Raw genomic sequence first — 14,750 nt, forward strand, 5'->3', positions numbered from 1 at the left:
ATTTTTTACACATTCCAAGTCGATGGACTTTTACGCCATTCTTGTAATGTAGTGAGTTCTTTTTCGGTGATATAATTTTTGGCTACTGCCAATTGCAATAGGTTTTCATAATCGGCTAGCGTGTGTAAATTTACATTGGCTTTTTTGAAATTCTCAACTGAAATATCAAATCCATAGGTAAAAATAGCAACCATACCTTTTACATTGGCACCAGCTTCTTTTAAAGCTTCTACGGCTACCAAACTACTATTTCCAGTACTAATCAAATCTTCTACCACAACTACATTTTGTCCTTTTTGCAGAAAACCTTCCACTTGGTTTTGTCTTCCGTGCTTTTTTGGCTCTGGTCTAACATATACAAATGGCAATCCCATATACTCCGCAACGAGCATTCCGATGCCAATTGCACCAGTTGCAACACCGGCAATAACGTCTGGTTTACCAAATTTTTTCTCAATATGCTTCGAAAATTCTTCTCTAACAAAATTTCTTATCGCTGGGAAAGACAGTATTAATCGGTTGTCGCAGTAAATTGGAGAGTGCCATCCTGAAGCCCATGTAAAAGGATTTTTAGGATTCAATTTAATTGCATTTATTTGTAAAAGCAATTCGGCTGTTTTTTCGGCTGTGTCTTTATTAAAAATCATAGTACAAATGTATAAAGTTTTTGTCAACGACAAACCCCTTTTTTTAACTAATGAAATAGCCAAAGAAACCGATTTTCAGTTGTTCTTACTGGAAAGTGTTGATATTGAGCAAGTCATCATTAAAATGTTTCAAAACAAAATTCAGAAAGCTTATTTGTATTATCCTGATGAAAAGGCAATTCTTAAAAAAGTAAAGGAAAAAATTCCAGTTTGTAAAGCGGGTGGAGGATTAGTTTATAATAAAAATGGTGACGTTCTGTTCATTTTCAGAAATGGAAAGTGGGATTTACCTAAAGGTGGAATTGAAAAAGGAGAAGAAATTGAAGATACTGCCATGCGTGAAGTAGAGGAAGAAACAGGTGTAAACAAACTTAGAGTTTCTCATAAACTTCAAAAAACCTATCACATTTTTAAACGCAACGGCAAATACAAATTAAAAATCACGCATTGGTTTGAAATGCAATCCACTTTTGAAGGAACTCCAATACCACAAGCTAATGAAGGTATTGAAAAGGTGGCTTGGCTCAACCCTGAGCAAGTAAAAGAAGCTTTAAAAAATTCCTATGAAAATATAAAATTGTTGTTTGAAGAGGAAAAATTGCTTCACTAAATTAGATTTTATTTGCTAAAATAGGATTCCAATAAATTGGCTTTACCTTTGCCGAATGAAAAATCAGTATCATTCCAATAATTTACTGCTTAATTTAGGTATAGAAAACCTAAACGAAATGCAAATTGCCGCTCAAGAAACCATCTTAAACGATAGTAATGTTTTGTTGTTGTCGCCAACAGGTTCTGGAAAAACATTGGCCTTTTTATTACCCATTTTTGAATTAATTGACGAGCAAATTGCCGGAGTGCAATGTTTGATTTTAGTACCTTCAAGAGAATTGGGATTACAGATTGAGCAAGTTTGGAAAAAAATGGGTACTGATTATAAAGTTAATGTTTGCTATGGCGGACATTCCATTGAAACTGAAATTAAGAATTTATCCAATCCACCAGCCATATTGATTGGAACTCCAGGACGAATTGCTGATCATATTGACAGAGGAACTTTCAAGGTTGACCGCATTCAAACATTAGTTTTAGACGAATTTGACAAATCATTACAACTTGGTTTTCATGAACAAATGTCATTCATCATAAGCCGATTATCAAAAGTAAACAAACGAATATTAGTTTCTGCAACCTCTGGAATTGAAATTCCAAAATATACGAAAGTTACAAACCCAACGGTTTTAGATTTTATTCCATCGGACGAAGAAAAAGTGAATCTTTCTATGAAGATGGTTGTTTCTAAAGAGAAAGATAAGATTACTACTTTGTTTAACTTGATTTGTTCTTTAAAATCGCAGTCGGCATTGATTTTTTGTAATCATAGAGATGCTGCAGAACGTATTAGTGACACTTTAAACGAAAAAGGTATTTATGCCACATATTATCACGGTGGAATGGACCAAGATGAACGTGAACGCGCTTTAATTCAATTCAGAAACGGTAGTGTGAGTTATTTAATCACCACTGATTTAGCGGCTCGAGGTTTGGATATTCCCGAAATGAAACACGTTATTCATTATCATTTGCCTTCAAAGGAAGAGGATTTTACACATAGAAACGGACGAACTGCGAGAATGTTAGCTTCTGGAACAGCTTATATTATAATACATGAAAGTGAAAAGAAAATGGATTATATCGATTATAATATGCCAGTTTTAAAAGTGGACAATGCCACAACATTACCAAAACCTCCAGAATTCCAAACCATTTACATCAGTGGTGGCAAGAAAAATAAATTGAATAAAATTGATATTGTGGGTTTCTTTTCCCAAAAAGGAAAATTGGAGAAAGGTGATTTGGGATTGATTGAAGTAAAAGATTTTATTTCTTTTGCAGCCGTGAAATTTAATAAAGTTGCAGCCTTACTTTCCAACATTCGTGACGAAAAAATGAAAGGAAAGAAGTTTAAAATTGAAGTAGCGCGCAAAGTTATTAAGAAAGAGGAAGATAGTAAGACTGATAAATACTAAATTCAACACTAATCTACTGCTTTAAATTGTTTCATTTCCTCCAAAGGTTCTATTCCATTGTAATCTTTCCAAATTTTTGGGTCGTATGATTTTAGTTTTATAAAACTGAAATCATCTTCTGTTATTTTTCCAATAGTGGCTTCTGAACTTTCTGAACGATTCATATTGAGGTATTCCAGTTTTTCAAACGAATTTCCTTCTACTTTTAAATCAAATGCCACTACATCTTTGTCTTCATCGGTTAATTCGATAAATTTTAAAGGTCGGTTTATGTAAATATATTGTCCTTTTTCCTGAAGTGCATATTGCAAATAATAACCATTTCCAACGGGACTGTTTTTGTATATCACGGTTCCTTTACTTACGTTTTCTATGGCTTTAATTCCAAGCAAAAGTTTCAAATTAACACCATTAACTTTTTTTCCATCTTCTAATTTATAATCAGCTCTAATTACTGCAAAATCAGTTTCTGAGATATATAATTTTCCTTTGTATTTAGATTTGCTTTTCTTGGGTTTAAAACTTAAAACATAAACAAATTCATTTTCATTAGTATAAGTAGCACCTTCAAAAGTATAGTCATACGTCTGTGGCTCATGAATAAAATCAAATTTGGTGACATTAGTAATATTATTTTCAGTTAGAAATGACGTGAGATTAGCTTTAGTCGATGTTAATTGATTTGACTTTGGTCTTTTCTTTTTATTAAAATCTTTTCGCAATGAAATAGTATCTCGTGAACCAAAAAGTCCACTTTTCACTCTGTAATATTTTGTTGAATCAAGGTGTGTCAAAATAATATCGGTGGCCGATTTTTGTAAATCATCAAGAGAAGTCGAGCTATTTTCGTTTTTGAGTTTTGTAGCTTTCAACACCTCAAGTTTTGATAAGTAATATGGTTTGTCATCTTTTGTAGTGAGGTAAGAATAATTATTGCAAAGGATATCAACATATTCTCGTGGTGGTTGCGCTATTAACTTTGAAGTGAATGCAGTCATCTGAGCATTTGCTGTTTTAAGAGCATTTTTTGAAAATCCAGATGACTCATCAATTTCTACATCAAGAATGGAAGGTTTGAAATTTGTTATTTCCCTAAAAAAAATCATATCCTTTTTTGGGATACTATTTTTAGCATAATTATTTTTGATATTCGCCTTGACATTTGCCATAATTTCATAAGGACTTAGTCTTTTATTAGAGACGTTAACCTCTTTAAGTTCAATAATTCCAGCTTGAAGTTTTATTATATTTTGCTGTTTTACTAAATTGCCAACCGATAGTTTTTGGTTTGCATAGCCAAGATAGGATATAGTTAACATTGTATTTGGACTGCTACTATTTTCGGATAGAGTGAATAATCCTTCTGCATTTGAAACCAAATTTTCAGCGTTGTTGACCAAAATTGTAGCATAAGGAATGCTTTCTCCAGTTTGGGAATCAATAATTTTTCCAGAAATATTTTGGGCAATAGCTATTTGAAAAAAAAATAGTAAGGAGAAAATGAAAATCGAAGTTTTAATAGTAGTCATAAAGCAGGTATAATTTTCTAATTAAAAGTTTTTTTAATCATTGAGATTATAAAAACTGTAGCACTATTGTAGCAGGAAATCTTGTGGAAATCTGCTATTGCAATTTAGTTAAATATTTTTTCTGCTTTTGTGTGTTAACTTAAATTTAGCAAACACTAGTTTTTAAAAGATAAATTATTTAAATTATAACTTTGAATATCAATAGTATAATAATTATTTTCCTTTTTTTACAATTACAGTATCGGGAACCAAAACGGTATAATCACCACCATTTCTAATGACATCTCGAACTATGGTGGAACTGATATAGGAAGTTTTGGAAGCTGTTAGTAAAAAAACAGTTTCTATTTGAGAGAGCTTTCTGTTGGTGTGTGCAATGGCTTTTTCAAATTCAAAATCGGCTGGATTTCTCAAACCACGAAGTATGAATTGAGCGTCTAACTTTCGACATAAATTGATTGTCAATCCTTCATAAGTAATCACCGAAACTTTAGGTTCATCTTTGAAAGCGTCTTCAATGAATTTTTTTCTTTCGTTCAAAGTAAACATGTATTTTTTATCGGCATTGATACCAATAGCTACAATTACTTCATCAAAAAGCGAAACGCCTCTTTTAATAATATCATAATGCCCTAAAGTTATTGGGTCAAATGAACCGGGGAAAACTGCTTTTCGTATCATTTATTTTCTGATTACTTTGATTATTGTTTCGTTATTTAAAAATTCTTGTAAATCCAAAATACTTAGAGTGTCTTTTGAATTTGTATAGTTTTTATTTTCATCTATAGTGTCAATATCATAATCTAAGTCGATTTGAAAATCGTTATTAGTGACGTATAACTCTGTTCGAGTTATACTGTCAATTCTAAATGTTGAAAACTGTCCATCCGAAATTTTCACATAGTACATATCTCCAACTTGAGGTTTTTTAATGAATTTTAAAGTGTCACTTTCAGTCATCTTTGAATCATAAAATCCATATGCGAAAAAACAAATTAGAATTATAATCCCTGAATACATTGTAAAAGGATAACGAAGTGGTCTTTTTTCTTTTTCTTTATGAATTTTTATCCTAATACTTTCATACAAATCAATATAATCAAATGTTTTATTACAATTATTGCATTCAGCAATTTTAATTTTCTTTATTGGTACGAATGGTATATGGAATAAATGAAAATACTTTCCATATATACTATAGCTCATCCTTGTTACTTTTCCACAATTTGGACAATCTACATGATCAATTTGTCCATTTCTAATACAACGAGCTTTTGTCCCAAAAATAATTATCATAAATTAATTTTACTTTTTAAATGCTAATTCCAGAGCATTACTAAATAAATCAGTAAGCGAAATTCCGGCTTCTTTGGCTTGTTGTGGAATTAAACTTTCAGTGGTTAAACCCGGAATGGTATTCATTTCGAGCATGTGTGGTTCACCGTTAACGATGATAAATTCGCTTCTAGAAAATCCACTCATTTTCAACACTTCATAGGCTTTTTTGGCTACTGCCGAAACTTTAGCCGTCATTTCTGAAGAAATTCTAGCAGGTGTAATTTCCTGAGATTTCCCTAGATATTTGGCTTCGTAATCGAAAAAGTCATTTTCAGAGACAATTTCGGTTATGGGTAAAACAGTTATATTTCCTTTATAATTGATAACACCAACAGATACTTCTGTTCCATCAAGAAAACTTTCTATGATGATTTCATTGTCTTCTTTGTAGGCAGTTTCAATAGCTGGTAAAAATTCTTCTTTAGATTTTACTTTTGAAATACCAAAACTCGAGCCCGATTTATTCGGTTTAACAAAACAAGGCAAGCCAACCGTTTTTAAGATTTCATCAACATGAATTTCATCTCCAAAATTTAAATAATAAGAAGTTGCCGTTTTGATGCCATAGGGTTTTAAAACAGACAATAAATCACGTTTATTGAAGGTTAAAGCAGCTTGGTAATAATCGCAAGAACTTTGAGGAATTTCTAATAATTCAAAGTAAGCTTGCATCAATCCATCTTCTCCTGGAGTGCCATGAATAGCATTAAAAACCACATCAAAATTAATTTTAATGCCATTTACGGTCACTGAAAAATCATTTTTGTCAATAGGAAATTCAGCATCATTGTCATCAACATAAACCCATTTTTCTTTAAAAATATGAATGCGATATCCTTTATATTTTGATTGATCAAGAAATTGGTAAACCACATTTCCACTTTTTAGAGAAATTTCAAATTCACTAGAATAACCGCCCATGATGATGGCAACTTTTTTCATAGATAACATTAGTTATGTGTAAGTATTAGTAATAACAAAATTATCATTTTTTTTCAAACGAATAACCTTTATGTTTTTTATATCTTTGCTCAAATTAAATTTATTTATGAGTTTACGTTCGTATTTAACCAGTAAAGTGTTTTTTGCACAAATTATTGTTGCTATGGCTATTGTTGCTGGTATATCCTATTTGTTTTTTCATTGGTTAACCTATACAACTCATCATGGGCAAGAAATTGCAGTTCCTGATTTGAGTAAGCTTTCAGTTGAACAAGCCGAAGAAAAATTGAGTGCTATTGATTTAGACTATATAATTTTAGATACCGTTGATTTCAAACCTGATTTTCCAAAGTTGACTATTGTTGAACAAGAACCAAAAGCAGGAGCAAAGGTTAAAGAAGGAAGAAAAATATATATTAAAATCAATGCTTCAAAATATACTATGGTTTCGGTTCCAGATTTGATTGAGAAAACCTATCGTCAAGCGGTTCCAACATTGGAAGCCGTTGGACTGTTAGAAGGAACGATAACTTATAAACCTTACTTGGGTAAAGATATGGTTCTTGAAATGAGAATGAATGGAAAAAAATTGAAAGCAGGTGATAAAGTTTTGAAATCATCAAAAATAGATTTAGTGTTGGGTGACGGAAAAATTACTTATGAAGAAACTATTGACTCAACAGCAGTTGATTCAACTGAAATTATTCCTGTAAATGAGCCATAACGAAGAGATTCCCGATTTAGAAGAAGAATTTTTTGAGCATCATCGTTTTGTTTCTACAAAAGGACAATCGTTTCTACGTGTGGATAAATTCTTAATGTCATTAGTTGAAAATGCCACTCGAAATAAAATTCAACAAGCTGCTGAAAAAGGCAATATTTGGGTGAATGATGTTCCTGTAAAATCCAATTATAGAGTAAAGCCTTTTGATGTTGTACGCATAATGTTGTCTCATCCACCTTTTGAAAACAGAATAGATCCAGAAGATATTCCATTGGATATTGTTTTTGAAGATGCAGCGGTTTTGGTTATCAACAAGCCTGCAGGATTGGTTGTTCATCCTGGACACGGAAATTACACAGGAACTTTGGTCAATGCCTTAGCTTTTCATTTTGAAAATTTACCAATGAATTCAAGTGAAAGACCAGGTTTGGTTCATCGAATTGATAAAGATACTACTGGACTTTTGGTTATTGCCAAGACAGAAGCTTCCATGACGCATTTGGCAAAGCAATTTGAAGATAAATCTACAGAGCGCGAATACATTGCTTTGGTTTGGGGAAATGTGAAAGAAGACGAAGGAACGATAGTTGGGAATATTGCTCGTCATGTTAAAGATAGAATGCAAATGGCTGTTTTTGCCGATCCCGAAATCGGAAAACATGCAGTTACTCACTATAAGGTTTTGGAACGTTTTGGCTATGTTACTTTGGTTTCTTGTAAATTGGAAACTGGAAGAACACATCAAATTAGAGTGCACATGAAACACATAGGGCATACCTTGTTTAATGATGCACGTTATGGTGGTGATTTAATTTTAAAAGGAACGACTTTTACCAAATACAAGCAGTTTATTGATAATTGCTTCAAAACATTACCAAGACAAGCATTACATGCCAAAACGCTTGGTTTTGTTCACCCAACAACTCAAGAATTTATGAGTTTTGACACTGAGTTGCCTCAAGACATGAAAGACTGTATTGAAAAATGGCGGAATTATGCTAAATCAAATGCTTCCGAAAGTGAGGAATAATAAAAAAAGTCCCGAGTAGGGACTTTTCTTTTTTTTGTAATATTCAAGTTTATATTTTATCTTCAACTGGTTTTTCGGCAACGAACAAATAATATATTCCCACTAAAATAAAAGGAATGCTCAACCATTGACCTGTGGTAAATAAACCGAATGTTTCTTCAATTCCGCCTTGACTTTGTTTTACATATTCTACTATGAAACGAACTGACCATAGAAGTATAAGGAAATAACCAAATAATAATCCTTGTTTTTCGGCTGTTTTTGTTTTCCAATATAAAAAGAAAAGAATGAAAAAAACAACAATATACAAACCTGCTTCATACAATTGTGCTGGATGTCTGTATGGAATTTGATTTAAAATATCAGCAAATTTTGGGTCATTTTGAATAAGATTATAGGCATCATTTTTATTTACGGTATTTGTAATTTGAGATAAACTATGACTATCCCAAAATTCATCTTCTCTGATAAATTTCACTCCATAAAAATTATCTTTTGAGGTGACATGTCCATATATTTCTGAATTAAAAAAATTTCCAATTCTAACAAATACAGCACCACTCGCAACTGGAATGACAACTCTATCTAAAACCCAAAGTATAGGACGTTTGATAACTTTGGTACTGTAAAAATACATCGCAAGAATAATACCGATTGCCGCGCCATGACTTGCTAAGCCTTGGAAACCAGTAAATTCAAATTCAGGACTAAATCGGAAGGGTAATAAAATTTCTAATAAATTGTTTCGGTAATATTCCCAGTCGTAAAAAAATACATGACCTAGACGCGCACCAAGTAAAGTAGCGACTACTGTCCATATAAATAAGGTGTCTAGTTTTTCTATTGGCTCATTTTCTTTTTTGAAAATATGCTTCATGATATACCATCCTAAGCCAAATGCAATTACAAACATCAAGCTATAATAACGGATAGTAAAGAAACCTATATTAATTCCTTCTGATGGATTCCAAATCATAATGAGTTATTTTGTTTAAGATTGATTGTAAAAATAGTTATTTGTTACAAAAAGAGATGTATAATTTAAGATTTCTTTAGTGTGAGCATTTTTTCTCTGGAACAGGATCATAACCATTTTTGCCCCAAGGATGACACCGTAGTATTCTTTTTGTACCAAGATATGAGCCATAAAAAAGGCCATGAATTTTTAGTGCTTCTATAAAATAACTAGAACAAGTAGGTTGAAATCGACAAGTTGATGGCATTAAAGGTGATAGTACAATTTTATAAAAATAGATGAGCAATAGGAGTGGCGCTATTACGATTTTCTTTATCATAAAGTTTATTGAATGCTAAAACTTGTTCCTTCTTTTCCGTCTTTTAGTTGAATTCCTAATGCTAAGAGTTTGTCACGAATTTGATCCGACAGCGCAAAATTTTTGTTCGCTCGAGCTTCTTCTCGCATGGTGATTAACATTTCGACAACGCCATCTAATTTATCTGAATTATTCGAAGCACTTTTTTCATTCTTAATGCCAATAACATTAAATGTAAAAGTATGTAATGTCTCCGAAAGTGTTTTCAAATCATTAGCACTCAAGGTTTCTTTTCCATCATTAATCAAATTAACAAACTTGATGCCTTCAAATAGATTGGCAATCAAAATTGGTGTATTAAAATCATCATTCATAGCCTCATAACAATCTTGTTTCCATGAAATAATGTCAACAGATGAAGAATTGCTGGGTTGTAATCCTTTCAGAATTTCCATTCCTTCCATCAATCGATTAAATCCTTTTTCTGCTGCTACAATTCCATCATTGGTAAAATCCAAAATACTTCTGTAATGTGCTTGCATCATAAAAAAACGAGCCACATTGGGAGAGAAAGCTTTGGTTAAAAAAGGACTTCCTCCATTATATATTTCGTCTGGAAGAATGTTATTTCCAGTTGATTTTGACATTTTTTTACCATTTAGCGTAAGCATATTGGCATGCATCCAATAATTCACAGGACTATGACCAGTGCAAGCTTCATTTTGAGCAATTTCACATTCATGATGCGGGAACTTTAAATCCATTCCACCACCGTGAATATCAAATGTTTCGCCAAGATATTTAGTACTCATAGCGGTACATTCTAAGTGCCAACCCGGAAAACCAATTCCCCATGGCGAAGGCCAACGCATGATGTGTTCTGGTTCGGCTTTTTTCCATAAGGCAAAATCTTGTGGATTTTTTTTATCACTTTGTCCGTCAGTGTCTCGAGTATTGGCAAGCATTTCGTCAATATTTCTGCCACTCAATTTCCCGTAATGATTAGTTTCATTAAATTTTACCACATCAAAATAAACAGAACCGTTTGTTTCGTATCCGAATCCTTTTTCAATAATTTCTCTAACGATTTCAATCTGTTCAATAATATGTCCTGTGGCTGTAGGTTCTATACTTGGTGGTAAAAAATTAAATTGATTTAAAACATCATGAAAATCTACCGTATAACGTTGTACAATTTCCATTGGTTCTAATTGTTCCACACGAGCTTTTTTGGCAATTTTATCTTCACCGTCATCCACATCATCTACGATATGTCCAACATCAGTAATATTACGAACATAACGAACTTTATAACCTAAATGTAGAAGGTATCTAAAAATCATATCAAATGACATGAATGTACGAACATTTCCAAGATGTACATTACTGTAAACTGTTGGTCCACAAACATACATACCTACATTTCCTTCATGGACAGGCTTGAAAAGTTCTTTTTCTCCAGAAAGAGAATTGTATATTTTAAGTTGATGATTTTTGTAAAGTTGCATGTTTTTTTTTGAGCTATTTCCTGCTTTCCGTTACAATCTTTTCTTTTTGAAAGAAAAAGAAAAGGATTTCCACTTTAATCAGGGCTATTTTTTAAAGATTTAGATTAAAATTGAGTGTCTAGTTTAATATAATCCAAAAACTCTCTTCTAGTTTGTTCTGTTTTAAATTTCCCGCCAAATTCAGAAGTAACAGTACTACTTTCTATATCACGAATACCTCTAGAGTTAACACAAAGATGTTTTGCATCAATGACACAAGCCACATCATCGGTATTTAAAACTTTTTGCAATTCTTGAACTATTTGCATGGTCAATCGTTCTTGTACTTGAGGTCTTTTGGCAAAATAATCAACAATTCTATTCATTTTTGAAAGTCCAACTACTGTTCCGTTAGAAATATAAGCAACATGAGCTCTTCCAACGATTGGCAACAAATGATGTTCACAAGTGGAGTAAACCGTAATGTTTTTCTCTACTAGCATTTCACCATATTTATAGTTGTTTTTGAAAGTAGAAGAATTGGGTTTTTTATTAGGATTTAAACCTCCAAAAATTTCTTTAACAAACATTTTTGCTACTCTATTCGGAGTTCCTTTTAAACTGTCATCAGTCAAATCCATACCAAGAGTGCTTAATATGTTTTCAACATCTTTTTTTATCAGTTCTATTTTTACATCATCAGATAATTCGAAAGCATCACTTCGCAGAGGATTTTGAGCACTACTTGCAATATGATTATCTCCTATTTCATCATTAATGGAATCACTGTTTGTCATTAAATTCAATATTAATTGGGGTTTAAATTTTAAAAAGACAAATATAAATAATAAAAATCAATCTCTACTTATTACCATTAATATTTAAAAATAATTCAATTTTAACTTAATTATTTCTCAAAAATATGTACATTTCGCTCCTTAAAAATGCTAATGTACATGAAGAATATTTATTTTTTTCTACTATTATTTAATTTATTAACAGTTAATTCAATTTTTTCTCAAGGTGCTAATTGTGCTTCGAGTGACGCATTTTGTGCTGGTGGATCTGCTTTAACTTTCCCTAATTCTACAGGAACAACTTCTGAGACTGGTATTGATTATGAGTGTTTGGGGAGTCAGCCCAATCCGGCATGGTTTTACATGCAAATTGGAGTTGCTGGAAATATTAATTTTCAAATTTCACAAGCAACAAACGGTGGAACTCCAATTGATGTTGATTATATTCTTTGGGGACCATTTCCTGCACCGACTTGTGGTCCAGCAGATTTGAATCCAACTACAAGTGTCAGTTGTAGTTTTTCTGCTGCTGCAGTAGAAAATTTCACAATTCTAAATGCTGTCGTAGGTGATATATATGTTGTTTTGTTGACCAATTATAGTGGTCAAGCAGGTAACATTACTGTTACGCAAACTAATGCAGGACAAGCGGGTGCAGGAGCAACTGATTGTAATATTATATGTCCGTTATCATTAGCTAATCAAGTTATTTGCCCTGGAGCTCAAGCTATTTTGACAGCCACAATTGCAGGAGCAACCTCTTATCAATGGTCATCTTCAGTAACTGGTCCAATAGCTGGAAATACACAATCAATTACGGTTACTCAGCCTGCTACTTACACAGTTATTGTCAATAAACCTGGATGCGTTGCGAATGCATCCGCTAGTGCTACAGTAACCTTCAGCTCACCACCTCCAATAAATCAACCTGTAAATTTAACTCAATGTAGTAATTTGCCAAATTTTAACTTGAATGCAGCAGCAGCAAATATTTTTACAGGGACAGGACTTACACCAAGTAATTATGAGATTTATTATCATACAACAGCAAATGGAGCTCAAAATTTAGATAATTCTATTCCAAACCCCGCATCATATCCTGGTCCTGTTGGTGGAGCAACAATATACATGTCAGTTACAGATAATGGACCCACTTCTAGTGGATGTATCTCTGTTTTTTCTTTTACAATAGGTTTTATTTCTTGTAATGCAACTCCTATTCAACCATCAAATTTAACATTGTGTGAGAGTAGTTTGGGTAGTGGTACAGCTACCTTCAATTTCACTCCACAAACAGCAATTATTCTTGGTGCTAACAATCCAGCTAATTACACTGTTACTTATCATTTAACTCAAGCAGATGCCGATAATGATACTGCTGCAATAAGTCCAATAAATGCATATGTAAACACATCAAATCCTCAGACGATTTACGTTAGAATGGAGGAGAATGCTAATCCTTTGACTTTTGGCACTACTACTTTTCAATTGATAGTAAATCCTTTGCCTTCAGTAACAATATCAGGAACAACAACGATATGCTCTGGAACTACTACTGGTATTACTTTTAATGGTACCCCAAATGCAACAGTTACTTATACTGTAAATGCTGGTCCTAATCAAACAATAATATTAAATGCTTCAGGAACTAACACTATAACAACACCTAATCTTAATGCCAATACCATTTATAGTTTAGTGAGTGTTTCTAATATTTCAACTACTTGTTTAAGAGCTATTTCAGGTTCAGCAACTGTTACTGTAACCGCATTGCCGACAGCAAGTATTTCGGGAACAACTGCTGTTTGTCAAAATGCTCCTAGTCCAACTATAACATTTACTGGCTCTGGAGGAACAGCACCTTATTCATTTACATATTCATTAAATAATGTTGTTCAACCAACCATTACAACTATCGTTGGAAATAGTATTTCTTTAAATGTTCCTACCACAAATTCAGGCGTTTTCAATTACACCTTAGTAAATGTTCAAAGTTCTGGAGCGCTATCATGTGCTCAAAATCAGGCAGGATCTGCTATTATTACGGTTAATGCATTACCTACAGCAACTATTTCAGGAAGTGTTTCAACGTGTTTAAATTCGCCATCTCCGCAATTAGTTTTAACTGCTTCAAATGGAAATGCTCCTTACACCTTTATATATTCCATCAACAACGCAATTCAACCACCACTTTCAACTTCTGGTGGAGGAAATACAGCTTTTATTAATGTTCCAACAACTTCTTTTGGAACGTTTACTTACAGTTTAATAAGTGTGCAAGAAGGAAGTTCAACCACCTGTTCTCAACCCCAATCAGGTTCAGCGGTAGTAACAGTAAACACTTCCCCAACGATATTCACGCCATCTAATTATGTGGTATGTGATGACAGTAACAACAACGATGGATTTTATTGTGGTTTTGATTTAACGACCATGACCAATCAGATTACAGGCGGTGATCCAAACATAGTTGTTACTTACCACGAGACACTGACCAATTCACAAACGGGAGCTAATCCTATAACCGGATTGTATTGCAATATCGACTCTGGATTACAAACGATTTACGTTAGAGCCTACACATTAGGTTCGCCAGCGTGTTATTCCAATACTACTTTCAATTTAATAGTAAACCCATTACCACTAGCCAATCCAGTAATTACTAATTATGAATTGTGTGACTACACCACGCCAGGAGACAATACAGAACAATTTACTTTAAATACAAAAACAGCAGAAATTGCCAATGGGCAAAGCAATGTAACAGTAAGCTATTATGCAAGCCAAGGCGATGCGACAAGTCAAACCAATGCGTTACCGAATAGTTATTCCAACACCAGTAACCCACAACAAATCTGGATTAACATCCGCAATAATACAACCGGATGTAATACTGTAAGTTCCTTTAATTTAGTAGTCAACCCATTGCCAGTAGTAACCGTGCCAGATCCT

General features: G+C 33.0%; 13 protein-coding genes and 1 pseudogene. 5 read left to right on the top strand and 9 right to left on the bottom strand.

Translation table 11 applies throughout. The features are described from left to right. Positions 1-5 precede the first annotated feature (5 nt). Complete coding sequence (gene pyrE, locus ACSVH2_RS10735; RefSeq protein WP_438093180.1) at positions 6-647, bottom strand: orotate phosphoribosyltransferase; 642 nt, start codon at positions 645-647, stop codon at positions 6-8. A gap of 7 nt (positions 648-654) precedes the next feature. Here pyrE and ACSVH2_RS10740 point away from each other — a divergent pair, with 7 nt between their 5' ends. Beyond that, complete coding sequence (locus tag ACSVH2_RS10740; RefSeq protein ID WP_438093181.1) at positions 655-1,257, top strand: NUDIX hydrolase; 603 nt, start codon at positions 655-657, stop codon at positions 1,255-1,257. 55 nt (positions 1,258-1,312) lie between these two features. Then, a complete protein-coding gene (locus ACSVH2_RS10745) occupies positions 1,313-2,677 on the top strand; it encodes a DEAD/DEAH box helicase (protein WP_438093182.1) in 1,365 nt (454 codons plus the stop codon). A gap of 8 nt (positions 2,678-2,685) precedes the next feature. Here the strand turns inward: ACSVH2_RS10745 and ACSVH2_RS10750 are convergent, their stop codons facing one another. The 4 genes from ACSVH2_RS10750 to ACSVH2_RS10765 form a co-directional block, all read right to left on the bottom strand. Next, on the bottom strand, positions 2,686-4,206 hold the full coding sequence (locus ACSVH2_RS10750; protein ID WP_438093183.1) for a carboxypeptidase-like regulatory domain-containing protein: 1,521 nt from the start codon (positions 4,204-4,206) through the stop codon (positions 2,686-2,688). Positions 4,207-4,419: 213 nt separating this feature from the next. After that, positions 4,420-4,884: a pantetheine-phosphate adenylyltransferase gene (coaD, locus tag ACSVH2_RS10755; protein WP_438093195.1), complete on the bottom strand. Its 465-nt coding sequence runs from the start codon at positions 4,882-4,884 to the stop codon at positions 4,420-4,422. 3 nt (positions 4,885-4,887) lie between these two features. Beyond that, positions 4,888-5,502: a zinc-ribbon domain-containing protein gene (locus tag ACSVH2_RS10760; RefSeq protein ID WP_438093184.1), complete on the bottom strand. Its 615-nt coding sequence runs from the start codon at positions 5,500-5,502 to the stop codon at positions 4,888-4,890. Between the two features lie 9 nt (positions 5,503-5,511). Beyond that, the gene (locus ACSVH2_RS10765) at positions 5,512-6,486 is read right to left on the bottom strand and encodes a D-alanine--D-alanine ligase (protein WP_438093185.1); all 975 of its coding nucleotides are present in this window, start codon (positions 6,484-6,486) and stop codon (positions 5,512-5,514) included. Between the two features lie 106 nt (positions 6,487-6,592). Between ACSVH2_RS10765 and ACSVH2_RS10770 the strand changes: the two genes are divergently transcribed. Together ACSVH2_RS10770 and ACSVH2_RS10775 are read left to right on the top strand one after the other, a co-directional pair. Continuing rightward, on the top strand, positions 6,593-7,210 hold the full coding sequence (locus tag ACSVH2_RS10770) for a PASTA domain-containing protein (protein ID WP_438093186.1): 618 nt from the start codon (positions 6,593-6,595) through the stop codon (positions 7,208-7,210). Beyond that, entirely contained in the window at positions 7,200-8,240 is a 1,041-nt protein-coding gene (locus tag ACSVH2_RS10775) for an RluA family pseudouridine synthase (protein ID WP_438093187.1), read from the top strand. Before ACSVH2_RS10770 ends, ACSVH2_RS10775 begins: the two co-directional genes overlap by 11 nt. Positions 8,241-8,289: 49 nt before the next feature. On the opposite strand, the gene lgt is transcribed toward ACSVH2_RS10775, so the two are convergent. The 4 genes from lgt to folE all read right to left on the bottom strand — a co-directional run bounded on the left by lgt (position 8,290) and on the right by folE (position 11,798). Continuing rightward, positions 8,290-9,216: a prolipoprotein diacylglyceryl transferase gene (lgt, locus tag ACSVH2_RS10780; RefSeq protein ID WP_438093188.1), complete on the bottom strand. Its 927-nt coding sequence runs from the start codon at positions 9,214-9,216 to the stop codon at positions 8,290-8,292. 76 nt (positions 9,217-9,292) lie between these two features. Continuing rightward, positions 9,293-9,535: a membrane protein insertion efficiency factor YidD gene (yidD, locus tag ACSVH2_RS10785; RefSeq protein ID WP_438093189.1), complete on the bottom strand. Its 243-nt coding sequence runs from the start codon at positions 9,533-9,535 to the stop codon at positions 9,293-9,295. 5 nt (positions 9,536-9,540) lie between these two features. Further along, a complete protein-coding gene (gene cysS / locus ACSVH2_RS10790; protein ID WP_438093190.1) occupies positions 9,541-11,022 on the bottom strand; it encodes a cysteine--tRNA ligase in 1,482 nt (493 codons plus the stop codon). A gap of 104 nt (positions 11,023-11,126) precedes the next feature. Beyond that, positions 11,127-11,798 (bottom strand): GTP cyclohydrolase I FolE, encoded by a 672-nt coding sequence (folE, locus tag ACSVH2_RS10795; RefSeq protein ID WP_438093191.1) that lies wholly within the window; start codon positions 11,796-11,798, stop codon positions 11,127-11,129. 159 nt (positions 11,799-11,957) lie between these two features. On the opposite strand from folE, the pseudogene ACSVH2_RS10800 reads away from it, so the two are divergent. Next, positions 11,958-14,750, top strand: a pseudogene (locus tag ACSVH2_RS10800) (hypothetical protein); the annotation flags it as partial.

Source organism: Flavobacterium sp. RSB2_4_14 (genome assembly GCF_051547085.1).
GTDB lineage: Bacteria > Bacteroidota > Bacteroidia > Flavobacteriales > Flavobacteriaceae > Flavobacterium.

Coding starts and splice junctions, on each gene's coding strand:
- yidD (WP_438093189.1), bottom strand. CDS start 9,535: ATGATAAAGAAAATCGTAATAGCGCCACTCCTATTGCTCATCTATTTT.
- ACSVH2_RS10770 (WP_438093186.1), top strand. CDS start 6,593: ATGAGTTTACGTTCGTATTTAACCAGTAAAGTGTTTTTTGCACAAATT.
- cysS (WP_438093190.1), bottom strand. CDS start 11,022: ATGCAACTTTACAAAAATCATCAACTTAAAATATACAATTCTCTTTCT.
- ACSVH2_RS10765 (WP_438093185.1), bottom strand. CDS start 6,486: ATGAAAAAAGTTGCCATCATCATGGGCGGTTATTCTAGTGAATTTGAA.
- folE (WP_438093191.1), bottom strand. CDS start 11,798: ATGACAAACAGTGATTCCATTAATGATGAAATAGGAGATAATCATATT.
- ACSVH2_RS10760 (WP_438093184.1), bottom strand. CDS start 5,502: ATGATAATTATTTTTGGGACAAAAGCTCGTTGTATTAGAAATGGACAA.
- ACSVH2_RS10740 (WP_438093181.1), top strand. CDS start 655: ATGTATAAAGTTTTTGTCAACGACAAACCCCTTTTTTTAACTAATGAA.
- lgt (WP_438093188.1), bottom strand. CDS start 9,216: ATGATTTGGAATCCATCAGAAGGAATTAATATAGGTTTCTTTACTATC.
- ACSVH2_RS10745 (WP_438093182.1), top strand. CDS start 1,313: ATGAAAAATCAGTATCATTCCAATAATTTACTGCTTAATTTAGGTATA.
- pyrE (WP_438093180.1), bottom strand. CDS start 647: ATGATTTTTAATAAAGACACAGCCGAAAAAACAGCCGAATTGCTTTTA.
- ACSVH2_RS10775 (WP_438093187.1), top strand. CDS start 7,200: ATGAGCCATAACGAAGAGATTCCCGATTTAGAAGAAGAATTTTTTGAG.
- ACSVH2_RS10750 (WP_438093183.1), bottom strand. CDS start 4,206: ATGACTACTATTAAAACTTCGATTTTCATTTTCTCCTTACTATTTTTT.